The organism is Microcoleus sp. bin48.metabat.b7b8b9.023 (genome assembly GCF_013299185.1).
Classification (GTDB): domain Bacteria; phylum Cyanobacteriota; class Cyanobacteriia; order Cyanobacteriales; family Microcoleaceae; genus Microcoleus.
In genome coordinates this window covers 62248-88187 of the sequence record NZ_JAAFKG010000032.1, presented here as the reverse complement: position 1 = coordinate 88187, position 25940 = coordinate 62248, and the positions used below count along the sequence as shown (strand labels likewise).

The following is a 25940-nucleotide window of genomic DNA, read 5'->3' as shown; positions in this document are numbered from 1 at the left end:
CTTGATTTAAGATTGAAATATGACTGTAAAACAACCAATACAAAAAAAATATTGAAGGCGGTTGAAACCGCTACCGACTTCCTCCTCATGTCTAAAAGCCAGAGGCTTCCGTCTCGTTTCTCGGTGAAGGTACAACTTTCACGATTTTACTCCCGATCGCAGTTTAAAAAATAAGTATTAATACTTAAAAACGAGCGCCGTCAAACACACTTTCATTCCCCGACCGCTATTATATAATCAGAATTTGTGCGATCGAGGTGTGATAAATATGACTGTAGTGTTGTCGGGCTATAAAATCGGGCCGGCTATTTACACAGGGACGAGAACCCTAGTCTATCGAGGAGTCCGAGCATCTGACAACCAGCCCGTGGCGATCAAATTCCTGGCTAACCCCTACCCGACTTTCAGCGAATTGTTACAATTTCGGAATCAGTACGCGATCGCCAAAAATCTGAATCTGAGCGGCATTATTCGCCCCTACAGCTTAGAATCCTCAGGCAACACTTATGCCTTGATAATGGAAGACTGCGGCAGCGTTTCGCTGCGAGACTATACTCGCGATCGTCGGCTGGCGATCGTACAAGTATTAGAAATCGCAGTGCAAGTCGCCCAAATCCTCCACGAATTACACCAAAATCGGGTTATTCATAAAGACATCAAACCTGCCAACATTCTCATCCATCCAAAGACACAACAAGTTAAATTAATCGACTTTTCTATTGCTTCGCTCTTATCAAAAGAAACCCAAGAAATTAAAAATCCCAACGTCCTTGAAGGTACTTTAGCGTATTTAGCTCCAGAACAAACCGGACGGATGAACAGGGGAATTGACTACCGCAGCGATTTCTATGCTTTGGGAGTGACGCTATTTGAATTATTAACCGGCAAATTGCCCTTCGAGCCATCTGATGCCATGGAATTGGTACATTGCCACATCGCGAAAATGCCGCCTGCATTAGGTAACAGCGAAGAAATGCCTTCAGTTGTAGCAGATATCGTGATGAAACTGATGGCGAAGAATGCCGAAGACCGCTATCAGAGTGCATTGGGTTTAAAATATGACTTAGAGATTTGCCTGAACCAATTCCAAGAAACGGGCAAAATAGAAACATTTGAAATCGGACAAAGAGATTTGTGCGATCGCTTCATGATTCCCGAAAAACTTTACGGCAGAGAAGCCGAAGTTCAAATATTACTAGATGCCTTCGTTCGCGTAGCGTCTCCGAAGGAGAATCGCGCCGCCACTCCCCCCCGAACTTCGGGAGGGCTAGGGGGGGTCGAAATGATGCTAGTAGCGGGATTGTCTGGCATCGGTAAAACAGCAGTTGTCAGCGAAGTCTACAAGCCGATTACCAGGCAAAACGGCTATTTCATCAAAGGCAAATTCGACCAATTCAATCGCAATATTCCCTTCTCGGCATTTGTCCAAGCCTTTCGGGATTTCATGGGACAATTACTCGGCGAAAGCGATACTCAATTGGCGAGTTGGAAGGCAAAAATTCTCCAAGCATTAGGAGAGAATGCCCGAGTCCTTATCGAAGTCATTCCCGAACTCGAACGGATTATCGGGCAGCAGCCTCCCGTTCCAGAACTGTCTGGGAGTGCCGCCCAAAATCGCTTCAATTTACTCTTTCAGAAATTCATCCAAATTTTCACCACGAAAGATCATCCGTTAGTGATATTTCTCGACGATTTACAATGGGCAGATTTGGCATCGCTAAACTTGTTGAAATTGTTGATGAGTGAAGCCAATGCCGGATATTTACTCCTGCTGGGTGCTTATCGAGATCGCGAAGTGTTTCCAGCACATCCATTGATGTTGACGCTGGATGAAATTCAGAAGAGCAACTCAATTATTAATACGATTACGCTGGGATCTCTTTCAGAAGCAACCGTCAATAATTTAGTGGCAGATACCCTTAGTTGTCCCCCACAATTAGCGAAACATCTGACGCAATTGGTATATCAGAAAACCCAAGGAAATCCCTTTTTTACCGCCCAGTTTCTCAAAGCACTGTATGAGGACGGTTGGATTGAGTTTGAGCCAAATTTGGGTCACTGGCAATGCGACCTGACTTCAGTCCGACAATTATCATTAACGGATGATGTCGTGGAGTTCATGGCATTGCAGTTGCAGAAACTGCCAGTTCAGACGCAGGAAGTATTGAAATTAGCGGCTTGTATTGGCAACTCTTTTGATTTGAATACGTTGGCGATCGTTTCGGAAAAATCTCAAAGCCATACAGCGACTGATTTATGGAAAGCATTGCAAGAAGGGTCGATCGTTCCGATTAACGACACTTACAAGTTTTTTCAGTCGAATGATTCTGATGAGATCGATCGCTGTGATGAGATTGTCGTTTCTTATAAATTCTTGCACGATCGCGTTCAGCAGGCAGCTTATTCTCTAATCCCTGAAGATCGCAAGCAATTAAAGCACTGGCGAATCGGTCATTTGTTAAAGCAGAAATTATCTCAACGAGAACAGGCAGATCGTATCTTCAATATTGTCAATCAATTGAATTTAGGTAGAGCTACGATCTCTAAGTTAGAAGAAAGGCAACAATTAGCGCAATTAAACCTACAGGCTGGACAAAAAGCAAAACTATCAGCCGCCTATCAAGCTGCTCAAAACTATTGTGAAATTGGTATTGAAATATTACCAACCGAAGCTTGGCAAAGCGACTATGTATCGATCTATGGTTTGTACCGAGAAGGCTCAGAAGCAGCGTATCTCTGCGGTAATTTCGAGCGAGCAGAAGCCCTCTACGCGATCGCTCTCGCCCAAGCTCAAACCCCAGTGGACAAAGCCGTAATTTATCGAGTCCAGATGACTCAATATCAGCTTCAGGGACGCAATGCTGAAGCAATAGAGATTCAACGCCAAAGCCTGCAACTGTTGGACTGGATAGTGCCAAACAATCAAGAGAGCATCCAGACTAGCCTCGATGCACAAATTGCGATCGTGACTCGATTTCTGGAATACAAAACAATAGAATCGATTCTTGAATTGAGTACAATGACGGATGAAAAAATCGCAGAAATGTTGCGTATCTTGCAAATTCTTTTTTATGCAGCATGGCTAGATGGTCAACCCACATTAGCATTACTGGCACTCGCCAAAATGACTACCTTGTCCTTGGAATATGGCAATAGCGATATGTCTCCCTTCGGCTATGTCGGTTATGGCTTAATTGCTAATACTTTACTCAAAAATGCAGCACAGGCTTACCAATTTGGTGCTATGGCTGTACAACTTTGCCAACAATTTGACAATGCTGATGTTCGAGGAATGACCAATTTCCTGTTTGCTGCTGATGTCCATAGCTGGAGTCGTCCCCTGCGAGAAGCCGATCCTTACTATGACAATGCCTTTAAATATGGCATGGATGCTGGGAATTGGCTGACTGTTAGTTTTATGATGATGCAAAGCGGCTCCGATCGCCTCACCTATGGTAAAAACTTAAACGATCTCTATGCAATTGTCCAGATCCATGTTGATTTTCTCGGTCAAATTAAAAGCTTAGAAAATCTGGATGCTTTAATTGTGGGAGTCCGACAACCCATTCGCCAGCTTTTGGGTCTTACCAACACGCCGTTTACCTTTGATGACGATAGTTTTAGTGAATCGGAATATTTACAGAAGTACAGAAATGTTGCTTATCATCTAGCTTGGTTCTATTCTGTTAAAATTCGCCATGCTTACTTATTCGATCGACAATCTGAATATGCAGATCTAATTCCTAAACTAAGCATTATTGAAGAGACAATTCCCAGTCACGCCAAACTTCCATCTAGCGTGTTTTATGTTGCCTTAATGCTTTTAAGTCTGTTTGAAAATGCGAGTAAAAAAACTGAAGCAAAGGATTATTGGCAAGCGTTTGTTATTTTAGAAGAGAAGTTGAAACATTGGGGTGAGTATTGTCCACAAAATATTCTTCACAAAAATCTACTGCTCCAAGCAGAAACAGCCAGAATTAAAGGGGAAATCTCTGAAGCGATCGATTTTTACGAACAATCTATTGCTAGCTCTCAAGCTCAAGACTATGGCTACGAACAAGCCCTCGCCAACGAACTGGCTGCTAAATTCTACCTCAATTGGGGTAAGGAAAAAGTCGCCGCAGCTTATATGCAAGAGGCTTACTACTGCTACGCTAAATGGGGTGCTCAAGCCAAAACCAACGATCTCGAACAACGCTATCCCCAACTCCTTCAACCTATCCTGCAACAAGCCACCAAACCTCTGACGGTTTTAGAAAGCCTAGCCAGCATTTCCACTTCCACTTACTCCATTCACTCCTCTCACAGCAAAAGTTCTTCCAGTACCAGTCTCAATAACACTCTAGATTTTGCTGCACTCCTGAAAGTTTCTCAATCCCTATCTAGCACGATTCAACTCGACGATTTAATCCAAACTCTAACTCAAACCATGCTGGAAAATTCTGGTGCAGATAAATGTGCATTGATGCTGTGTCAGAATCAGCAATGGTTTGTGCGGGCAATTTCCGATTTACAACAAACGACACTGCAAACTGTACCTCTAGAAGACAATCGGGCGCTTCCCATTCAACTGATTTACTACGTCAAAAATACATTAGAACCGATCGCTCTAGACAACCTCAAAACCGATCTTCCGATCGCGATCGATCCTTATCTAGAACAATATCAGCCTAAAAGCGTCCTGTGTTTGCCGATTATAGATCGGGGGAATTTGACCGGGATTTTATATTTAGAAAATAGATATACGAGGGGTGTCTTTACGAGCGATCGCCTCATCCTCCTCAATTTCTTAGCAAGTCAAGCCGCAATTGCTTTAGAAAATGCTCGTCTCTATCGCCAAGTTCAGCAAACTTTAGAAGAACTTCAACAAGCTCAGCTCCAAATGGTTCAAAGCGAAAAAATGTCAGCGTTGGGGAACTTAGTAGCTGGAGTTGCTCACGAAATTAATAATCCAATTGGTTGTATTGTCGGCAATGTCGGTGCAGCCCAAGATTACATCAATGACTTGTTAGGTGTCATCGATCTCTATGGCGAAAAATTCCCTCAACCCGGTGCGGACATTGAAGACGAATTGGAAGCGATCGATCTAGACTATGTTCGAGAAGATTTGCCGAAGTTAATTCGGGCGATGAAAGATGGAGGCGATCGCATTACATCCATCAGCAAAAGTCTCCGTACTTTCTCCCGTGCCGATAGCGATACTAAGCAAAAATTCAACCTGCACGACGGCATCGATAGCACCGTGCTGATTCTGCGCCACCGTCTCAAAGCTAACCACAATCGTCCCGCTATTGAAGTCGTTACAGATTACGGTAATATTCCAGAAATCACCTGTTTTCCCGGACAGTTAAATCAGGTGTTTATGAATATTTTGGCAAATGCGATCGATGCGCTTGATGAATCTAATTTAGGACGGAGTTTTGCCGAAATTCAAGCTAATCCGAATCAAATTACCATTCAGACAAGGGTAGAAAACGAGGGAGTAAAAATTGCGATCGCCGATAACGGCCCTGGTATGCCTGAAGAAGTAAAAACTCGGATTTTTGACCATTTATTTACTACAAAAGCTGTCGGAAAAGGAACGGGATTGGGATTGGCGATCGCCCGTCAGATTATTGTCGAAAAGCATCAAGGTGCGATCGAGGTAAATTCTCAACTGGGAACAGGAACAGAGTTTGTATTGACTTTGCCGATCGACGATCGAAAATAACCTATTCATAAAATCGGCTTTTTTAGTGTTAAATTTTATCAATAAAAATTGATTTTAACCAAAAACAAACGCAGATAGATTTAAAAAATATCTGCGTTCCCAAGCGTTTATCTGCCCAATCTGCGGTTAAAAATCAACCACCAGCAACGGCTGGGACAATACTCACTTCATCACCATCTTTAAGAGCAGTTTCCGTACCTTCCAAAAACCGGATGTCTTCGCTGTTGACGTAGAAATTCAAAAATCTGCGAGGTGCTCCTTGTTCGTCGCACAGGCTTTTTTTGATGCCGGGACAATTTGTTTCTAGCGCTTCAATCAGTTCGGAAATGTTTGCACCACCGCATTCTATTGTGGCTTGATTGTTGGTGAATTTTTGCAGGGGAGTGGGAATTAAAACTTTGACAGTCATGATTAGTTGTTAGTTGTTAGTTGTTAGTTATTTGTTGTTAGTTGTTAGTTGTTAGTTATTTGTTGTTAGTTATTTGTTGGCGATAATAACCAATAACCAATAACCAATAACCAATAACCAGTAACCAACAACCAATAACTATTAAACAGAAGCTTGCTGCCATTCTAAGCGTTCGAGTGTGCGCGCGCGTTCGAGGGCGCGCTCGAAGGCTTCGAGTTTTGGTTCGAGGGTGATGGGTTCGCCGATGTAACCTTGAACTGCTTCTTGGGTTTTCAAGCCGTTGCCGGTGATGTAGGCGACAGTGGTTTCGTCGGGGTCGATCTTACCTGCTTCTACCAGTTTCTTCAAGACGGCGATCGTGGTGCCACCTGCGGTTTCGGTGAAGATGCCTTCGGTTTCTGCTAGCAGTTTCATGCCTTCGATGATTTCGGTGTCGCTGACGGATTCGATGTTGCCGCCTGTTTTGCGGGCGATGTCGAGGGCGTACATTCCGTCTGCTGGATTGCCGATCGCGATCGATTTAGCAATTGTATTCGGTTTGACTGGTGTTACGAAATCGCGACCTTCGCGGTATGCTTGGGCGATCGGGGAACAGCCGTCAGCTTGAGCGCCGCTGAACCGGACTTTCTTGCCTTCAACCAAGCCGACTTCGGTGAATTCGTTGAAGCCTTTATAAATTTTGGTGAACAAAGAACCGGAAGCGAGGGGAGCAACTACGTGATCGGGCAATTTCCAACCTAGTTGTTCGATAACTTCGTAGCCGAGGGTTTTCGAGCCTTCGGAATAATAGGGACGCAAGTTGATGTTGACAAATCCCCAGCCGTGTGTATTGGCTACTTCGCAACAGAGACGGTTTACTTGGTCGTAGTTGCCGTGAACTGCCATCACAGTCGGATTGTAAATCAGGGTGCCCAGGACTTTGCCTGCTTCCAAGTCGGAGGGGATGAAGACTACGCAATCTAGTCCGGCGTGGGCTGCGATCGCAGCGGTGGAGTTAGCTAAGTTACCGGTGCTGGCACAGGATACTGTGGTGAAACCCAATTCTCTCGCTCGGCTGAGGGCAACTGACACCACTCTGTCTTTAAAGCTCAGAGTGGGCATATTCACCGCATCGTTTTTGATGTAAAGATTTTTGAGACCGAGGCGGCGCGCTAAGCGGTGGGACTTGACCAGAGGAGTCATGCCGGTACCGACATCAATGACGTTTTCTGTAGCGACTGGTAAAAATTCGCGGTAGCGCCAGATTGAGTTGGGGCCTGCTTGGATGGTTTGGCGGGTGACGCGGCGGCGGATAGCTTCGTAGTCGTACTTGACTTCTAGCGGGCCAAAACAGCAATCGCAGACGTGCTTGGCTTGGAGTTCGTACTCTTCGCCGCATTCTTTACATTTGAGGGCTGTGAAGGTTGCTGCTGTGGATTGGGTTCTGGTCGCCTGGGTCATAGCTCAACTCTCTAGTTTTGCGATGTTTTCTTAAGTCTTAGGAAAGATTAGCACGCTCGATCTACCCCGTCAACCATACCCGATGTTTTTAGTCGGGATTGATTTTTGGCAGTTTTTTTTCCCAAATTGGAGGTTGATTGATAGTCCTCAATCTCATTCTCACAAAGGGTTTCAAGCTCTGCTGGGGAATGCTGGCCCAGAGGAAAATTATCTCAATTAACCGAACTCAAGAACGACTGGGCTGCAAAACTAATTTCAAAACTTTACAAAGTTTTTTTTGCTGGGTAAGTCATGGACGCAACTCTCATAATTTAAAGAAAAGGTACGTAGTTGCGCTTTAGCGCTCTTTCTTTATATCTATGAAAGAGCGCCCAAGCGCAACAACGTACCTTGAGGAAATCCAAAATCTTATTACCCACCGCTGACGGGGGGGATGAGTACAACTTCGTCGCCGTCTTGGAGGATGGTGTCGGGGGAGACGAATTCTAGGTTGACGCCGAAGCGAGTAAGATCGCGCCACTGTTCTAATTGAGGGTATTGGGCGATCGAGCTTTCGAGCACTTCAGATACTGGGGTTTCGGGAGGAAGTTCTAGTGTAAGTTCCGAAACGCCGTAGGCTTCACTGAAGGCGGCGAATAGTTTAACGGTGATGGTAATTGAAGAGTTAGACACGGCTGTTTTGTGCGATCGACAGTTTGGCAATAATCAACTACACCATACAATTAATTGAGAATTACGCGCACCCAGGCTTAGAATTGAAAGCGGCAATCTTTAGTTAAGTTTTATCCTATTTGGTAAAAATGAGAGTTGATTGCAGCATAAAATCCGAACAGCCTTGTATGCCGAGCGGTCTCACCAACCAGGCGTTAGAAGCAGTTGGCATTCACTTAAATGTAGCTAGCGAAGATGGAGTTGGCTGGTGTTGAGCTGACGACAAGACTAATTTTTAAGGATGCGATATCCATACTTCCCCGTAATTGTGGGAGAGTAGCAAAATATCGAACTAACTTTAGCGAGTAACAAAGCAGACTATGCTCTCCTAACTAGCTGATTCCCGACGAAAAATCTGGTTGTCCAGTCCAGCTTATAATTTCCAAAGCTTTGCTCTGCTTAGGAAGCGTGCCCTTCGATCTCAGAATAATAGTCAAGTTAACGCGATCGAGATATTTATGCCAAATAACGATTTTAAAGTGCTTCAAATTATTGAAGCTAAAGGCTGGTATGCCTTTGGAAGTACGAAGCAAAGCCAGCACGTTGAGAGATGGGTAAGGCCTGTGGTGTGTTGGGTTTTAATAGAAGATAAAAAAAAGCGGCGGATTGTGACTGCTACCGCTAGCTATCAGATCCAGATTGATGACAAAGAAGTCGAGTTTTTTGCCCATGAAAGCGAAATTCAAGATATCGAGAGCCTCCCCAAGTCTGTCTCGGTATCGGAATTTCTCAAAACAGAAGATTGAGATAGGGTGCACAAGGAGATTGTTTAACAAGTTATTAATCATTCCTTAGTAATTCCTTAAACTTGCTGCCGGATGCTTTTTCAATTGGAGGCAAAATCACTCTAATTGAGGAGAGGGGGAGAATTTATACTTTTGCCTTGCCTTCGGTATCTCTAGCCAAAGGTCTTCGGTACCCCAAAAAATAAAGAGGCCGAAAGATTGTTGGCATTGCCAACACGCTTCCGACCTTTGCTGAATAACAGGGTATGCATATGTTTCTAAAGTATGGCAGGCAAGCCTTATAAATATCAAGAGGACTATTGCAATCACCCACAGTAATTCCTTAAACTTGCTGCCGGATGCTTTTTCAATTGGAGGCAAAACCACTCTAATTGAGGAAATGGGAGATGAGAAGATAACGAGAATTTATACTTTTGACTTGCCTTCGGTATCTCTAGCCGAAGGTTTTGGGTACCACAAAAAATAAAGAGGCCGGAAGATTGCTGGCATTGCCAACACGCTTCCGACCTTTGCTGAATAACAGGGTATGCATATGTTTTTAAAGTATGGCAGGCAAGTCTTATAAATATCAAGAGGACTATTGCAATCACCCACTTTTACTTTTTGGGTATGTTTGCAAGGCTTCTACTATTTTAGACGGGAATTTTGAAATTTGAGGGCGGGTGATGGTTACAGGTTAAGGATTCTAGCTATTTTTGTGTAGCCTGTGCTACCAAAAATGGGCGGGTCGATCGCCTGATCGGCCTAAATTGTTTGCATTCAAAGAGCAAAAGTGCGATGGCTGCGCCCCGGCTTGGGTGCTGCGAGTTCAAACCCCAGTAGCAACAGGTTCAGGCATCTGCTGCCACATCCGCCGCCCCAGCAAGGCCATCCGCACACCGCCCGCCGGCCCTAAAGTCACCCCTCGGCGTTTGGCTTGTACGGGCTTTTTCTCGGCCAAGGTTAAGTCGAAATCGCGCAAAATGGTTGCGATCGCCAGTTTAATTTCCAACTGCGCCAAGGCTAAGCCGATACAACGGCGACTACCGCCCCCAAAGGGCAAATATTCGTAAGGCGAGAATTGCCTGTCCAAAAACCGTTCAGGCTTAAATTGCAGCGGTTCTGGATACAAATCTTCCCGGCGGTGGGTTAAATAAATTGAGCCGAAAACCACCGTACCCGGTTCGAGTTGATGGCCCATTAGTTCCATGGGTTCCCGCACTACTCGCGGAAATGTCAGCATTCCCACTGGGTAAATTCGCAGTGTCTCTTGACAAACTGCACTCAGGTAAGGCAAGCGGGAAATCTCCATTGGGTCGGGGTTTTCGCCCAAACTGTCCAATTCTTGCAGCAGTTTCTGGCGTACCGAGGGCAAACTGTGAATCCAGTAAAAGGCCCAAGCTAGGGCTGTTGCTGTGGTTTCGTGGCCAGCAAACAACAGCGTCATTAATTCGTCGCGCAATTCGACCTTCGTCATTGGTTCGCCGTTTTCGTCGCGGGCGGCCATCATTAAGCTGAGAATGTCGGTGCGATCGGCATTTGGTTGCTGTTTGCGCTCTTCTATTTCGCCGTCCATCAGAGCGTGAATTTTTTGGCGCTGCTGTTTCATGCGTCCCCAAGGACTCCAAGGGCCCCAATCTTGCTGCAACCAGGGCAGAAATAGGATACTCGATCGCACCGGAGAGCCGGTCATATCGATAATTGAAGCCAGCAGCGGGGAAAGTTGCTGCAACCGCGGCCCTTCATTCAGTCCGAAGACTACTTGCAAAATTACCCGCATGGTGATTTCCTGCATGGCTGTGCGGGCGACAAAAGGTCGATCGACCTTCCACTTGCTAGCAACATCTTGGGTAATATCGCAAATTTGCTGGCCGTAGTTTCGCATCCGTTCCCCGTGAAAGGGTGGCATCAATAATTGACGTTGCCGTTTGTGCTTTTCTCCGGAGATTACAATCATCGATTGTTCCCCCAGGACTGGTTTGAGAATACCGTTGATATCGCCTGGAGCATCAAGCGCCTTGCTGTTGAGCATTTCCTGGATCGCTTGCGGGTTGTGGATCATCACGAAGGGTTCAAGGTTGCCCCATCGAGTCGTGAAAATCTCCCCGTACTTTTTGGCGTTGCCGTCCATGTATGTCAGCGGATCGCCAATCCATTGAATTAGCTGCAAGAAGGGGGGGTTTTCGGGGCCGTCAGGTAGGGTCATAAAAATTACGTTGGTGTTACAAGACGTGGGCAACATCCATAGGAATTACCTAGAAACTGGTTCTACGCTCTCCATAATTTTAAGACTATTATTCTCGGACGGTACTCACAATGTCCTGTCCGAGCTCTGTAAAGCGGACTGTTTTAATTTGCCAAGGAGCATAACTGGTTAAGGTTTGGCGCACGCCCCCGAACAAACCTAACATCTGACAGCTTGACAGATTTTGCAATTTCTGGCGCGAATTCCCCGAGGCCCGTAAATCTACGGTAGCGATGCCGAGGTCGCGATCGATTTTAAGCCGATAACCAACTAAACCCAGACTAGCGAAAATCTCTTGCTTTAGTACTTCATTAACGGCCGATGACATTAACTGGTTCTCTGGGCCTGTAACTGTTGCTGGCTTCAGACTTTGACAAAGATTGTCTACCTCATAAACCGTAACTGTAGCTGTGGTTTCTGGTACTTTGGTACTCGGTAAAACCGAGCTAACAGAGTTAGAGGGCTCCGGTGCAGTCGATCGACTATCAAGTTTATTGCCCGTTAGCTGTAGGTGTGGGAACTGATGGCTGCTTGCTGAGGGTTGGCTCTGGTTTTCGGCTGATTTAGCTGCTGCATCGTAGCTAGAACAACTGCTACCCCCGATCAAAATTAATCCAGTCGCTAAATACCCGAAGTGTTTGCAGATAAGGTTCATAACTTTTTAATACTCAACTAAACGTCTGTGTAGGTCGGGCAGAATTTTGGTGGTAGCAAGCACTTAATCCCTGATTACACTCACTTAGAAGTATTTCCGCAGTACGAAGATAAAAACAAGTTCAGAGTTCTTGTTTAATAGTCCGGACAGTTTTTAGAGCACAGTCTGAAATCCTTGATTTACCCGAAAGCATATCGTGTGCCTCGTTAGCGTAGCCCTCGCAGAGGATCGCCATGAAACCCTTATTCTACGGTCGGCAATCAAAAATGTCCGAAATATTGCTTGCTAATACCTTTATTTTAGTGTTAGATTACACAAGAGGGGTGTCTCCCCTCATTGGTGCAACCCTGCCGTCTCCGTATCTCCGCAGATCGACCTCGCGATTTAAATCACAAGTTAGATCAAATACCTTGTCAGTGGTGTGATGTACCCCATGCAAATTTAGCTATTCCAAGGTCTGAGGTAACAGCCTCTTTCTGGTTGGCGAAAGCTTGAGTTTGCTAGTAGTAATGACGACAGAATTTAGACTCTTGCCACGTATTGTGGCATGGTTCAACAACCGTGCCGAAAGCACCGCGATAAGGACTGTGCAAGTAGCGAACAACATACAGAAGATTTCAGCAAACTGAAGTACAAAAAAACTGGTTTCCCTAGAGCTGCACCTGTGAGAGTCGGCCATGATTCCGAGTTTCTGATGTGCAGTAGTTCGAGCTGAAATTTGGTGTGATCCGGATCTCTAATTAACTTGCGTATCAAGATTATTATCGCAGAATAAGGTGCTTTTTGTAACAAATCTACTAAAAATCGAGCGAAAACATGATCGAACAGCAATTAACAAAAGTTTTGGCGACAGCAGCGATCGCCCTGTGCGCTCTGACAGCGGCTTCTGCGCCAAGTTATGCCCGGCCGACAGTGGGGGAAAGCGGATTTTGGTGCAGCACCTCGACAGGTGCGCCGGTGACGCTGTACCAAAACCCTCAAGGTGCAGTAGAGCCTTGGATTGAGTGGACTTCTGATTATTTTTCCGGTTCGGGCTACGATCCGGCAACTCGGTGTCAATTGGTCAGCCAACGCCTCGAAAGCTATCGCCGCAACCGAATGCTGAGGTACATTACCGTTGGTCAGATGAACGGCCAAAATGTCATCTGCACGGCGAATCAAGTCAATGGTGTGTGCCAAAATTTGATTTATACCCTGCGGCCCGGCCAAGACCCGATCGGCTCTTTGTATAATTTGTTAGCTTGGCGTCAAGGACAGGTGGGGATGCCCTCTACGGAGGAAAGCAGCCAAATTCCTTACATTGATGTGAGAGAAAAGCTAGGGGAAAAACTAGGGGAAAATATGGGCGATAGGGCGCAACTGCCCCCTTTTTCTCGGCCCTCGGAACTGCGGTAAAGAGTGGAAAATTGCCAATCTCATTGCCAATTCCCGGGGGTGAAGTGGAAAATTTGGCGCGGCAGGCGACGATACGCATCAAAACCTCGAAATCCTCGGGTTCTGGGGCGATCGTCCAACGCCAGGGACAAACCTATACTGTGTTGACGAGCTGGCACGTTGTGGCTTTCGACAAGGGCGATCGTACAATTATCACGAGCGACGGCCAGATCCACCAACTGTTGGGAGTTCCGCAGCGACTGGGCGATACCGATCTGGCGATCGTTAAATTTAGCAGCGCGATCGAATATAAATTAGCGCCGATTGGGGCGCAGCCGCCAGCGGTGGGAGAGCCGCTGCTGGCGGCCGGATTCCCTGCGGAGACTGGGGCGTTGGCCGTAGCCCAGGGGTTCGTAGAACTGCTGCTGCCAAAATCTTTACCTGAAGGCTATAGCTTGGGCTATACAAATGAGGTTAAAATTGGCATGAGCGGTGGCCCGATTTTTAATGCCAAAGGTTTCTTGGTTGGGATTAACGGTCGAGGTAAGTATCGAGATCCCGGTTTTGGCGTCTATGCTTTTGAAGATGGAAGTGAACCGACGCCGGAATTATTGGAAAAGATGGTTAAATCTAGTTGGGGAATTCCTATCAGTACATATTTGCAGTTCGTCTCGTCTCATGTGGAGAGTTAGCGATGAATTCGTGGGGTTTGCGGTTTGATGCCCTAACGGTCATGTTGACCGGTGCAGTAGCGGCGGCGGCAATTGTCGGCCCACAATATGCTGCTTGTGCTAAAACAGCCCAAGAAGTTGCGGAGCTAGCGATGTTCACAACTGTAGAAGTGAACAACACGCTGGGTTTTGCGGCTGGTGGCTCTGGAGTAATTATTGCTAAACAGGGGAATATTTACACTGTTCTGACGGCGAATCACGTAGTGGCAAGTCTCGCCCAAGAATACAGCATTCGCACTCATTCGGAAAAAAGCTATACAGCAATCAGAATACAGCGACTGCCGAAAAACGATCGCGATATAGACTTAGCTTTGATCCAGTTTCAGAGTCGCGATCGGTATCCAGTAGCGCCCATCGGCGAATCGGAACGTGCTGTTGTCGGTTCAACTATTTACGTTGCTGGCTATCCGCTCCCCATCGCCTCTGGATCTGAAAGAAAACTCGAATTTACTGCTGGTATTATCTCTTCTCGCGTCGGTCGCGCATCGTCGGGGTACGGACTGCGCTATCAAGCTGTCACAAGACGTGGCATGAGCGGGGGGCCTGTATTTGATGCTGATGGCAGAGTTGTAGGAATTCACGGCCAGGGAGATACTGTCGGTACGGTGAAGAGCCAGTGGAACGGTCAGATTGAGGAGATTAAAACCGGGTTGAATGCCGCCATCCCGATCGATGCTTTTACGGCGTTGCGATCGCAAATCTTACCTAACGGGTTTGATATTCTCAGCAATATTGCGATCGACCGCAGCTCTCCCCAAACTCAACCGAATCTCCAGCGGGGGGGATTTGTGTGCGATACCTCAACGGGAGAACCAGTGACTGTATATCAAAATCCCCAAGGGTTTAGAGAGCCTTGGATTCGCTGGAATTCTAATTTCTTTTCTAGTGCTGGCTACGATCCTCTGACTCGCTGTCAACAAGTGACTCAACGCCTAGATAATTATAACCGCAACAAACAGCTTAATTATGTCACTGTCGGTATGGTAAACAATCAAAAAGCGATTTGCACGAGCAGCCGGATTAACGGGCCGTGCGAAGGTTTGATCTACACGTTGCGCCGAGATCAAGATCCGGCTCCTGCACTTAGCACTTTCTTTGTTTGGCTGGCGAATCAAAAGGCTAGACCGTCTCTTTTTGAAAGTGGCGCTCCGATTTATATTAATCTTGGGGAACGACTAGACGTAGATATTGCCGATCCCTAAAGAAACAGTTTGTAGTGCGGACTTCAGTCCGCAGCAGAAAGCGGACTGAAGTCCGCACTACGAACCTTACAGTTTGTAGTGCGGACTTCAGTCCGCAGCAGAAAGCGGACTGAAGTCCGCACTACGAACCTTACAGTTTGTAGTGCGGACTTCAGTCCGCAGCAGAAAGCGGACTGAAGTCCGCACTACGAACCTTACAGTTTGTAGTGCGGACTTCAGTCCGCAGCAGAAAGCGGACTGAAGTCCGCACTACGAACCTTACTTATTGGGGTCAATCGATCGCAAATGATATAAAAGGTTACGCTCAGGGGAAAAAAGCAGAGGGCCTTTCGGCCTCGCTCAAGGTAAAAAGAAGGAAGAGCAAATAAAATTAATAATTTCAGGAATCAACAAAGTTATCACCGTTTTGGGGATTCGTATAAAAATTTGAGATATTTGACAGATTTATGATTCGACATAGCAGAAGTGATGATATTTTGCAACACAAAAGCTATAAAATTACTGTTACTTAATTCAAGTCAAATTTTTTAGGTATAAATAAGCATGACTGCAACTACGCCGAAGGCAACGTCAGCAATTCCCAGTTTTTGCGAAGGAATCCAGTATTTTTCGGAGAATGTGCCGGGTTTTGAGACTTACGGGAAAACACCTGCGATCGCCCAAGGAAGCAATTCGATCGCCGATCCAGCCGATCCCGTCGCCGTATTTCAAACGATGCTCGGAGCAGACGCCCTGCGCTACCTGACGCTGCAAATCACAGCCAGCAAGGCATCGGGACATCCGGGGGGTTTTGCCAGCCAAGCTGAGGCCTACGCTGCGTTGGTGATGCTCGGACACAAAAACATTGTTACCGAAGTCGGGCACCACGCGCCAGGATTTTACAGTGCCATGTTTCTCGATCGATCTTTAGAAGACATGGGAATTGTCAAAGTGCAGGAAGCGCGCGATAAATTCCGCGAAAAAGACGGTTTATTAGGACATCTTTCCGGCTTCATTCCCGGCCTTTTAGCACCAGCAGGCCCCCTCGGACAAGGACAGCATTTCGCAATGGCGGGCGCACTTTTGCACCCCGACAAACTGTTTCCTTTCACCATGGGCGACGGTGGGATGGGCGAACCCTATCCGATGAGCAGCATGGCGCATTTCCACACAGCTTATCCGAAAGCTACTAACTTTTTGCCAGTGTTAGTTTGGAACGGATATTCCCAAGAACATCACAGTATGGTTTCGACTAAAACCAATGCTGAAATGGTTGCTTATTGGCAAGGAAACGGTTTTAAAGAAGTCATCTTAGTTGACGCTAAGGAATTTGACGACAAAAATCAACCGGAAGCTTATGTTGACAGCACGGCTTTTTCCCTCGAACAGCGGATGGCATTTACCAAAGCTGTTTTACAAGGAGTTGACAAAGCAGCCAAATCTGCTCTCGGCGGCAAATTAACTGTGTTTATTATCAAACAGTTAAAAGGTGCAGGCGTACACGCATTGGGTGCAAAATCTCACAACCTTTATCCGAAAGATACGCTGGATGCTCCGCACATTGTCAGCGCCTTAAAACAGCGGGCTTTGACTGCTGAGGCGTGGCAGTTGGTGCGGACAAATTGCGAACGTGCTGGTGGCGGGCCTGCTGCGAAAACCGTTGTTACTGAGTTTACATTGCCGCTAGCAGATTTGGGAGAATTGCCTTTAGAAGAATTTGCGGTTGGTGGAGAAGCGAAGATTTCGACAACTGCAATGGGACGTTTGGTGGGAACTGTCGGCGAGCGCGATCGCACTTTTCTTGTCACCAACGCAGACGGCAACGAAGCATCAGCAATTGCCAACATCAACCAAGCTCTCAAAATCATTCACCCGACGACGGATGATTTGTACAATCAATCGCCCAACGGTCAAGTTTACGAGCCTTTGAGCGAAGATGCTTGCGCCGGTTTGGCAGTAGGTTTATCGCTATTCGGAGCGCGGAGTTTGTGGTGTTCCTACGAATCTTTTGCCATCAACGGTTTACCAATTTGGCAAACAGTAACGCAAGCAATGGCAGAATTGCGCCGTGCAACTCCGGCAACTGTCACCTTATTTACAGCGGGTGCTTTAGAGCAAGGCCGCAACGGTTGGACGCACCAACGCCCGGAAATTGAGGCTTATTTTGCGGCGATGATGCGTAACGGAAATGTGTTTCCTTTGTTTCCGCCGGATGCTAACAGCATTCAAGCTTGTTACGATTGGGCTTTGAGTGCCAGAAATAAGGGAGTTGTGATTACTGCGAGCAAGTCGCCGCTGCCAATTCGTACTACTTTTGCACAGACTCGCCAAGGTTTAGAAGATGGTGGAATTGTGTTGCACGAAACAACTGGAAATAAGCAAGTTGTGTTTGCTGTTGTTGGCGATATGACTTTAACGCCGGTGTTTGAAGCGGCGGCATCATTGGAAAAAGAAGGCTTGGGAGTGCGGATTGTTTCTGTTGTGAATCCCCGCCGTTTGTACCGTTCCAGCGATGTTGCTTGGAATACTTGTTCGGAAGCTGACGGTGGCTTTTTGAGCGATGAGAAATTTGCCGAAATGTTTGGTGGAGATGCCTTGATTGGCGTGACAGGCGGTGCTTCTGGGATGTTGGAGCCGGTGATGCTTCGCAGCAATTGCCCGCGCGATACTTTCGCTTGGAAGCGGGGGGAAACGACTGCTAGCGCTGGTGAGTTGATGGCGTTTAATGGGTTGACGGCTGATGCTTTGACTAAAAGGGCGATCGGGCTAGTTGGTTAGGTTATAATTTGCAAGTCTCCCGGTTTGTTACCGGGAGATTCTTAAGGATTGAAAAGGTATGTTGTTGCGATGCAAGCGCTGTTTAATAATCCAACAAAGAGCGCTTAAGCGCAACTACGTACCAAGAAAGGTATGTTGTTGCGATGCAAGCGCTCTTGAATAATCCAAGAAAGAGCGCTTAAGCGCAACTACGTACCAAGAAAGGTATGTTGTTGCGATGCAAGCGCTGTTTAATAATCCAAGAAAGAGCGCTTAAGCGCAACTACGTACCAAGAAATATGATAATTAAATCCTGCGATTATTGTGGCAAAGACTGCCCGGACGACAATCTTTTAATGCCTTCCATCGCCGTAGTTTCTCCAGCTTTATCGCCGCCCTCGCGGGCAATTTTCAAAGCTCGCTCGTAGGAGTTGAGAGCTTTAGGATATTGACGGAGACTTTCATAAATCGCGCCCATATTGTTAAACAAGCGTCCCATACTTGTCTTGTCACCGATAGCTTCAAACATTGGTATTGCTTGCTGAAAATAGATCAACGCTTGAGTATCTTTGCCTTGTTTGCGACAGGTAAGTGCCATGTTGTTGAGGAGGCGGGCGACGCCAGCCCTGTCTCCGATTTCCCGGCGAATTGCTAAGGCTTGATGGTAAAATTCCATCGCTCTGTTAAAGTCGCCGATGTTGTAATAGACGCCGCCCATGTTATTGAGGGTACGGCCTAAATCGCGCCGATCGCCCTCTGTGGTGCGAATCGTCCGCGCTTGCTGGTAAAATTCGATCGCCTTTGCGTAATTTACCTGCTCTGCGTACACTGCCGCGATGTTGTGAAAAGATTCTGCTATTTGAATTTGGTCGTTGGCAGTTTTGGCAAGTTCCAAAGCTTCTTGGTGCAGTTTCATCGCTGCGTCAAAATTGTCCGCAAGTCGGTTGACGAAACCGATGAGATTGAGAGTGTGGGCAATGCGGGGCCCTTCGCCGATTTCTCGGTGAATGGCTAAAGCTTGTCGCAAAACTTCCAAAGCTTTGGACTGCGAACCCATTTCGGTGTAAACTTCCCCGATATTGTTGAGGGTTTCTCCGATTCCCGGTTTGTCGCCTAGTTGCTTGCGAATTGCCAAAACTTGCTCAAAAGTCTGGATTGCTTCTCGAAACAAACCCTCGCGGTGCTGTTTGACTCCTGTTTCAAAGAGTTTGTCTGCTTCCGTTTTGGGATCTGTTGCTTGGGCACGCGGGGCGAAGCTATCCCGTAGGGAATCGCCCGATCGAGCTGGCCTGGCATTTATAATAGGGGCAAATGCCCGAGCGTCTGAAATTTCCAGCAAGCTGAGTGCGGGCGATACCACAATACTTATAGCTGCGAGATAGCTGAAGCGGTAAGAGTGGCAATACACCGATCGAGTCCTCCAAAAGCCCATTTATAAATAAGATAGACCTCTTTGGGGTGTTTCTGCCAAGTTTTTTTCTCAGTCGCTAGCCTCTGATACCAGTTTCAACAAAGAATGCAACTTTAAGCAAGTTGCAAACTCATGCACAAGCAGTCAATTCCTGTTCTTCAATCCAAAATCGAAAATGGCTTGGCTTGGCTTGGCTTATGTCTTACCAGACTGCTAGAATCAGCGGCATATTCCTGAGAGGGGAGATGACAGCAAAGTTTTTGCTCGGTGGAAGCGATATTTTTTCTGGGCCGTGCAAGATGATGTCGTGTTTGTCAACTGTAATCCAAGCAATTCCTGACAAGACTTGAACTTCTCGATGATTTTGAGGCAACCTATACACCTCGTTTTTCATGAGGATTATGCGATCTGGCGCTGCACATTGGGAATATCTTTGAAGCATAGCATCTCCTTTGGAATTAATTATCCAAAATCAACAATTTCCCCGAATTTTCTGGCGGGCTGGTTTATCAAAATCTTGGCTGCTCGCAAACAATCGATCGAAACTCCCCCACACAAGCAATAATCTACTATTGGCAATAACGCCGATCGATCCAAGCGCGTATTTCGTCATCCGTCGCCGCGCTCTTAGAGCGACCAGTCGCGCGATCGCAACCGTGCCAGCAAGTGTTACCATTGCGATCGCACGTTTGCCAAATTCTGACCTCGTTTTCGCCAGCAGCGGCGGCGAGCAAACCTTGCCAAAGTTGATTGATAGCCCAAAAGATCGATCGCCTTTTTGGCTTTTTGGCATATTTAGCTGGCTCGTTAATCGAAATAACGCTTGTGTTTTCGGGATACCGCCGTTTTTCGTAAGTAGACATAACAAACACCTTCAACTTTTTAATTAAACAAAAATTGCCGAATCAAAAAATGCAGCTAAAAGGAAGCAATAACTTGCTAACTCACTCGCAATTACAGCACTTTTGATAGCTCTGCAACTCGTGTAAAACTAGATCTTTACTTCATAAATCCACCCTAGCTCTGGGCGAAACAACAATCAAATCATTACTTGCATAGGTTGTATGAATAAAATCGATAGATAAATATACCAACCGCACCCGACAGTTAGGACGTTGTTAATTACTCGAACACTTGCGATTGCTTTTTTTCGTTTCTACTTTTTCATTTCTACTTTTTCATTTTCTGTCTTCCGTCTTCCGTCTTCCGTCTGTCAACTGTCAGCTATAGCCTTTGTCAAAAATATGAGGTATGACTGAAAGCTTATATAACAGAGGGCTAAAGCCCAACAACGTACCTCATATTTCTGATAACCGCTATATAAACTGTCAACTGTCAACTGTCAACTGTCAACTGTCAACTCTTCCTTCGAGGAAACGCTATGAATGAAATCAAAACGCGGCGGATGAAACTCTCGCAGATTCAGGCTTTGATAGCAGTAGCAGACTGTGGAAACTTTAGTGAAGCGGCTTTACAAATGGAACTTTCACAATCCGCAGTCAGCCACGCCATCGCCTCTTTAGAAACAGAATTGGGTGTGCAATTGTTCCATCGGGGGCGACACGGTGCTCAACTGACACCGGTGGGGGAAAGAGTGGTGCTTCACGGGCGTCAAATTGTGCGATCGTTAGAAATGATGGTCAAAGAAGCCGATTTAGAAAAAGGTTTGCAGGGAGGCCAGGTGCGGATAGTGACGTTTCGCAGCGTCGCAACTCACATTCTACCGGGTATTATTGCTCAATTTCGCGATCGCTTTCCCAAGATTGCTGTCAGCATTGCCGAAGTGTATTATACCCAGGCTGTGGAGGAAGCTTTGCGATCGGGCAAAGCAGACATCGGCTTTGTCTCTCTTCCCATCTCAGATGAATTTGAAACAAGGGAAATTTTGCGGGATAAATACGTTGTGTTGTTGCCACCAACTGCTAAATTATCAAGTGGAAAGATTACCTGGGAAGAATTAGCAAATCATCCGCTGATTTTGCAGCCGCCGGAAACAGCTTGTTCTATACCCCTACGCAAATATTTAGCAACTTCGGGGTTTCCCTTAAATATTGCTTACGAACTCAGCGAAGATTCAACTATTGTCGGTATGGTGATGCGCGGTTTGGGTGCTGCAATTATGCCACGTTTGGCGGCGGAACCGATTCCTGCTGAGGTGAAAATTTGCGGTTTACCAGCGGCTTTTGAAAGGGTAATTGGGGTGGCTGTTTTGAGGGATGCGCTGTTGATTCCGGCGGTGTTTGCGTTTTTGGATTTAGTCAAAAGTGCGACAGAGATTGAACATGATACTGATTTTCCACTCAATCCTTCCTGAGTAGTTATGAACCCAAGGGTGTTCAACAGTTGATAGTTGATAGTAAAAATATTTGTAGGGTGCGTCGCTATCAACCATCCCTGAAAAAGATTCAAAATAGAAGAGCGACGCACCAAGCGATAATATTTGAGTTCGTTTTCGGTTGAATCGAAATAATTTAACCGCAGAGAGCGCAGAGGACACAGAGAAAGAGAATAGAGAGATTAATAATTCCAATACTATTGGATTTGATACGATCGAACCACCCTGACTAACATTTGTAGGGTGCGTCGCTATCAACCATCCCTAAAAAAAACGAAATAGAAGAGCGACGCACCAAGCGATAATATTTGATCGAACTACCCTCAGTAATAGATGTAATTTCGTACTGAGTGCGATCGTATATTCACTACTCCATGCGTTCAGCAACAAGACCAGAACTGTCACCTAGGTGAATTTTGATTCGACCTTCTATCGAGTCTTTGTCATTTAATTTCAGCCAACCACTACCAAATGTAGTATCAGATTCATCATTCCCTTCCCAAGTAAACTCTAATCGCTCATCGCCTCGATTTTTCACGACTTCGCCGTCAATTTGACCGAATACTAAACCAAATTGAAATTCTCCTGAACCTTTGGAATCAATCTCGATATACGCTTCAACTTCCATGTCCAGGTAGTCACTATCCCACTCGTCCATTTCGGTGATGCGCCATTTACCCTGATATTGCATTGTTTTCGTCCTCCACTATTAATTAGGTACGTTGTTGGGCTTTAGCCCTCTTAGTTTATGTGGTTGTAGAAGCTTTCAGTAATACCTCATCTTTTTGATAAGCGCTATATCGTTGATAAATTACTAGAAAGAATTGGTTGAAATCCTGAACTCTTTTAGGCACAGATTAAAAGAAGACTATTGATTGCTCCAATCCTCTTTTTCGATGTCAAGTGCTGTCCCAGGTCAATCGTCAATTATCAACTAAGAGGGCGGGCCCGCACCATCCACCGCCCCTACCTATCAACTGTCAACTGTCAACTATCAACTGTCAACTATTTCCCGTATCTCTGGCGCAAAATGAATTCAGCGACACTCAAATCAACGGGCGTTGTAACTTTTAAATTTGTCTCTTCGCCCTCCACAATTTGCACTGGTAAACCGCATTTTTCAAACAAAGCTGCATCGTCTGTAACTTCCCAACCTTTCTCCCGCCCTTGTTGGTGACACTGCTTTAACAATTTCACTTCAAATCCTTGGGGAGTCTGGGCAGCCCACAAATGGCTTCTGTCCGGTGTGTCTCGCACGATTCTAGACTCGTCCACCACCTTAATCGTATCCTTGACCGGGACGGCGACAATCAAGCCCGGACAGCTTAAGAGAGCTGCTGAAGATCGATCGAACAATTCAGGAGTTGCTAAACACCGGGCACCGTCGTGAATCAACACGCGATCGGCATTTGGGGGCAAAGCCTGCAAACCGTTGTAAACTGACTCTTGCCTGGTAGCCCCTCCTTGAATCAGTTCCACGGGCTTCACCAAAGCTAAATCGCCCAGAATTGCCTTAAAATCAGGAAAATCTTCAGGCTGGCCTATAATGCCAATCCAGCTAATCTGCTGCGAAGCTTCAGCGGCGGCCAAAGTCCAACTCAGCAAAGGTTTTTCCAGCAAAGTCAGCAGCAGTTTGTTCCGCTGACTGCCCATCCGTCGCCCCGAACCCGCCGCAGGAATTAATAAGTGCATTCACTAACCCTTCTTCACCCAACAAGGTATATATTAAGAGCGTCCTGTAATTTTCAGTCAGTTGTTTTGCTGTCAGCCAGTAGCTTTTAATGTCTTAAAATACTATAAGCTGATAGCTGAAAGCCGATCGCTGAGAGCTACCTCGATAGATAATAGCCCGAGCGTTTATGATGCGAATACTAGCACTTGTCCCAGGCGGGATTGGCGACCAAATTTTATTTTTCCCTACCCTTGATGACCTCAAACAGTCTTATCCAGAGGCTCAGATTGATGTGATCGTGGAACCGAGGGCGAAGGGCGCTTACCGAGTCTGCAAGTCTGTCAAAGAAGTCTTGACGTACAATTTCAAAGATCGCAATGCGATGGCTGATTTGGGAAATTTGCTGGGCGTAATTCGCGATCGCGAATACGAAGCAGTTGTTTCCCTCGGCCAACGTTGGACTGTAGGACTTCTGCTGTGGCTGACAGGCATTCCCCAGAGAGTTGGGTATTCTGGAACCAACGGCGCTCGATTTCTTACCGATTCGGTACCTCTGAAAACAGACCAGTACGCGGCTTCAATGTACCACGATTTGCTCCAAGGATTCAACATTAACAATCCTTGTGGGCCGATCGCAATTAGTGTACCAAAACAAGATATTCAGTGGGCGGAAGCCGAACAGCAGCGGTTGGGAATCAAAGAAAGCGGTTACATTCTAATTCACGGCGGTTCGAGTCAGCTAGCTTTGTCTAAAGGTATTGACAAAATTTACCCTATAGACAACTGGCAGCAAATCATCAAAGACTGCCAGCAGCGGCAGCCAAATTTACCCGTTGTGGTGGTGAAAGGCCCCGAAGATGGAGCCTTCGTGAAAAAGTTAGTCGAACTTTGTCCGAGTGTAAAAGTTATCTCGCCGGATGATGTCGGCAAGTTGGCGGCCACCATTGCTGCTGCTAATTTGATGATGTGTACTGACAGTGCGCCGATGCACTTAGCTGTGGCGGTTCAAACTTATACAATAGCTTTGTTCGGCCCGACTGAACCTGCAAAATTGCTTCCAAAGAGCGATCGCTTTTTGGGAATTAAATCTCCTACTGGTAAAATGGCTGACATTTCTCCTCAAGAGGTTTTGAAGAAAGTTTGGGGAGGCTAATTTAAGAGGGCGGGTTTTGTACGGGAATTATCTGTTGTCTGGAAGTTGGCTTGCTTAACCCGCCCCTTGTATCTTCAAATAGTGCGATCGTTCCCCAGCACGAACAAATTTTAGTGATGGCTGAAGGTGCTTTTAAAAAGTCGAAACAGCCGGAAATAAAAAAATTATAGCCTTCGTCTAAAAGATGAGGTACGTTGTTGGGCTTTAGCCCTAAGAATTTAAGGGTTATGTAAGCTGTCAGTTGTAGCTCATCTTTTTAATAAAGGCTATATGTTTGGTAATTGGTAATTGGTAATTGGTAATTGGTAATTGGTAGTAGGGTGTGTCGCCACCAACAATCCCTAGAGCGTGGGTACAGTAGAATGTCTTGACAAAAAGAACGAAATATGTATCACCTAGGGGGCGTTGCATGAGGGCGACAATAAATCGCGATCGCCAACCATTTTTTTGCCCTCATGCAACGCCCGGTTAAGGTCTACATCAACATACATACTATGTCGCTAGTGTCAATTTCTTTTACTGAACCGGCGCCCTAGGTACATATCGACAATTCAACAGATCCGCACCCAGGGCTATTTCATTCTCAGGGAAACCAGGGTTTTGTAGGGGTAGTGCCCCCGTGCCTACCCTCCTTATCGATGATTTGCAAGCATTTCAGGAATTGGGGCAACCTGGCGTGGGATTGCCCCTACAAAGAATGAAATAGCCCTGGATCCGCACCCGATCGCAATGGTTTTATCAACAAACACAACATGATTGATTGTGTAGCAATTTTTTATCTAAATGGTATGAGTTCTACAAAGCAATATGTGACATAAAGCCACAAAACAAGTGATAGGAATCACAGTGTGTCAATTGTCTAAGAAATGCTTGCTTCACAAAAGCCAGAAATCTAGCCAATACAAGACTGGCAACAACCTTCCCATAACAGTAATTTAGTTGGAAGACAGATGTCAGCAGTTGTCTGAATTCACATCATTTGATTTTTACGTGAAAATACTGTAGACAATTTAAAAGCACTAGATCTAAAGTATAAGAGTCACTAAAAAGCCATATACAGGGTATTCATTCAATGATGTTGAACAGCTTGGAATCAAACACAACTTATAAATCAAACGCAGCCAAGGACGAACTCATGAGCATTTTAACAAAGGAAATTGAAGCGAAAAAAGTTGCACAACAAGCAAAAAATCTACATCGCAATTCCTTGGGATTAGGCAAAACTTATCTTCGTATTTTAGAAGCCGGAGGGCATTTTGGCTGCTGAGTCGAAATTTCATCCTAATTTCATTTGGCAGTGAAAGACTAGGTTGAGGAGATAAATTTTAGCTCTTGGTCATTGCTTAGCAGTCGTTTCTTGAAAAATGCTAATAAGTAGCTCCGGTTAATTCGGTTGACTTACTTCTTTTGGCAAAATACCTACCGCTAAGC

Annotated in this window: 20 protein-coding genes; 10 read left to right on the top strand and 10 right to left on the bottom strand. The window is 45.9% G+C overall.

Going from position 1 to position 25940, the window contains the following annotated elements; translation table 11 throughout:
• The first annotated feature begins 268 nt into the window (after positions 1–268).
• Positions 269–5710 (top strand): ATP-binding sensor histidine kinase, encoded by a 5442-nt coding sequence (locus QZW82_RS18840; protein ID WP_293151033.1) that lies wholly within the window; start codon positions 269–271, stop codon positions 5708–5710.
• A gap of 133 nt (positions 5711–5843) precedes the next feature.
• On the opposite strand, the gene QZW82_RS18835 is transcribed toward QZW82_RS18840, so the two are convergent.
• From QZW82_RS18835 to QZW82_RS18825, 3 genes are all read right to left on the bottom strand, one after another.
• Positions 5844–6119 (bottom strand): MoaD/ThiS family protein, encoded by a 276-nt coding sequence (locus tag QZW82_RS18835; RefSeq protein WP_293151030.1) that lies wholly within the window; start codon positions 6117–6119, stop codon positions 5844–5846.
• A 141-nt stretch (positions 6120–6260) separates the two neighbouring features.
• The gene (gene thrC, locus QZW82_RS18830) at positions 6261–7559 is read right to left on the bottom strand and encodes a threonine synthase (RefSeq protein ID WP_293151027.1); all 1299 of its coding nucleotides are present in this window, start codon (positions 7557–7559) and stop codon (positions 6261–6263) included.
• Positions 7560–7970: 411 nt separating this feature from the next.
• Complete coding sequence (locus tag QZW82_RS18825) at positions 7971–8231, bottom strand: MoaD/ThiS family protein (protein WP_293151024.1); 261 nt, start codon at positions 8229–8231, stop codon at positions 7971–7973.
• Between the two features lie 497 nt (positions 8232–8728).
• On the opposite strand from QZW82_RS18825, the gene QZW82_RS18820 reads away from it, so the two are divergent.
• The gene (locus QZW82_RS18820) at positions 8729–9016 is read left to right on the top strand and encodes a hypothetical protein (protein WP_293151021.1); all 288 of its coding nucleotides are present in this window, start codon (positions 8729–8731) and stop codon (positions 9014–9016) included.
• 808 nt (positions 9017–9824) lie between these two features.
• Here the strand turns inward: QZW82_RS18820 and QZW82_RS18815 are convergent.
• Positions 9825–11201: a cytochrome P450 gene (locus tag QZW82_RS18815; RefSeq protein ID WP_293151018.1), complete on the bottom strand. Its 1377-nt coding sequence runs from the start codon at positions 11199–11201 to the stop codon at positions 9825–9827.
• Between the two features lie 88 nt (positions 11202–11289).
• Entirely contained in the window at positions 11290–11895 is a 606-nt protein-coding gene (locus QZW82_RS18810; RefSeq protein ID WP_293151015.1) for a hypothetical protein, read from the bottom strand.
• Positions 11896–12711: 816 nt separating this feature from the next.
• Here QZW82_RS18810 and QZW82_RS18805 point away from each other — a divergent pair.
• The 4 genes from QZW82_RS18805 to QZW82_RS18790 all read left to right on the top strand — a co-directional run bounded on the left by QZW82_RS18805 (position 12712) and on the right by QZW82_RS18790 (position 17959).
• Entirely contained in the window at positions 12712–13290 is a 579-nt protein-coding gene (locus tag QZW82_RS18805; RefSeq protein WP_293151012.1) for a COP23 domain-containing protein, read from the top strand.
• A gap of 11 nt (positions 13291–13301) precedes the next feature.
• Positions 13302–13961 carry a serine protease gene (locus tag QZW82_RS18800; protein WP_293151009.1) on the top strand — a complete coding sequence of 220 codons (660 nt, stop codon included), beginning with the start codon at positions 13302–13304 and terminating at the stop codon, positions 13959–13961.
• 2 nt (positions 13962–13963) lie between these two features.
• On the top strand, positions 13964–15202 hold the full coding sequence (locus QZW82_RS18795) for a COP23 domain-containing protein (RefSeq protein WP_293151006.1): 1239 nt from the start codon (positions 13964–13966) through the stop codon (positions 15200–15202).
• Between the two features lie 543 nt (positions 15203–15745).
• Complete coding sequence (locus QZW82_RS18790; RefSeq protein ID WP_293151003.1) at positions 15746–17959, top strand: phosphoketolase; 2214 nt, start codon at positions 15746–15748, stop codon at positions 17957–17959.
• Between the two features lie 298 nt (positions 17960–18257).
• Here QZW82_RS18790 and QZW82_RS18785 read toward each other — a convergent pair whose 3' ends face one another.
• The 3 genes from QZW82_RS18785 to QZW82_RS18775 all read right to left on the bottom strand — a co-directional run bounded on the left by QZW82_RS18785 (position 18258) and on the right by QZW82_RS18775 (position 20212).
• Positions 18258–19346, bottom strand: a complete 1089-nt coding sequence (locus QZW82_RS18785) for a tetratricopeptide repeat protein (protein WP_293151000.1) — start codon at positions 19344–19346, stop codon at positions 18258–18260.
• A 205-nt stretch (positions 19347–19551) separates the two neighbouring features.
• On the bottom strand, positions 19552–19743 hold the full coding sequence (locus tag QZW82_RS18780) for a hypothetical protein (protein ID WP_293150997.1): 192 nt from the start codon (positions 19741–19743) through the stop codon (positions 19552–19554).
• A gap of 175 nt (positions 19744–19918) precedes the next feature.
• Entirely contained in the window at positions 19919–20212 is a 294-nt protein-coding gene (locus QZW82_RS18775; RefSeq protein WP_293150994.1) for a hypothetical protein, read from the bottom strand.
• Between the two features lie 388 nt (positions 20213–20600).
• On the opposite strand from QZW82_RS18775, the gene QZW82_RS18770 reads away from it, so the two are divergent.
• Positions 20601–20738: a hypothetical protein gene (locus QZW82_RS18770; RefSeq protein ID WP_293150991.1), complete on the top strand. Its 138-nt coding sequence runs from the start codon at positions 20601–20603 to the stop codon at positions 20736–20738.
• Positions 20731–21663, top strand: coding sequence for a LysR family transcriptional regulator (locus QZW82_RS18765; RefSeq protein ID WP_293150988.1), 933 nt, complete (start codon positions 20731–20733; stop codon positions 21661–21663). Before QZW82_RS18770 ends, QZW82_RS18765 begins: the two co-directional genes overlap by 8 nt.
• Before the next feature lie 388 nt (positions 21664–22051).
• Here QZW82_RS18765 and QZW82_RS18760 read toward each other — a convergent pair whose 3' ends face one another.
• Positions 22052–22375, bottom strand: coding sequence for a hypothetical protein (locus QZW82_RS18760; protein WP_293150985.1), 324 nt, complete (start codon positions 22373–22375; stop codon positions 22052–22054).
• 314 nt (positions 22376–22689) lie between these two features.
• On the bottom strand, positions 22690–23376 hold the full coding sequence (gene ispD / locus QZW82_RS18755) for a 2-C-methyl-D-erythritol 4-phosphate cytidylyltransferase (RefSeq protein ID WP_293150982.1): 687 nt from the start codon (positions 23374–23376) through the stop codon (positions 22690–22692).
• A gap of 170 nt (positions 23377–23546) precedes the next feature.
• On the opposite strand from ispD, the gene QZW82_RS18750 reads away from it, so the two are divergent.
• Both QZW82_RS18750 and QZW82_RS18745 read left to right on the top strand, forming a co-directional pair.
• A complete protein-coding gene (locus QZW82_RS18750) occupies positions 23547–24509 on the top strand; it encodes a glycosyltransferase family 9 protein (RefSeq protein ID WP_293151043.1) in 963 nt (320 codons plus the stop codon).
• Between the two features lie 1135 nt (positions 24510–25644).
• Positions 25645–25776 (top strand): hypothetical protein, encoded by a 132-nt coding sequence (locus QZW82_RS18745; RefSeq protein ID WP_293150979.1) that lies wholly within the window; start codon positions 25645–25647, stop codon positions 25774–25776.
• Positions 25777–25940 lie beyond the last annotated feature (164 nt).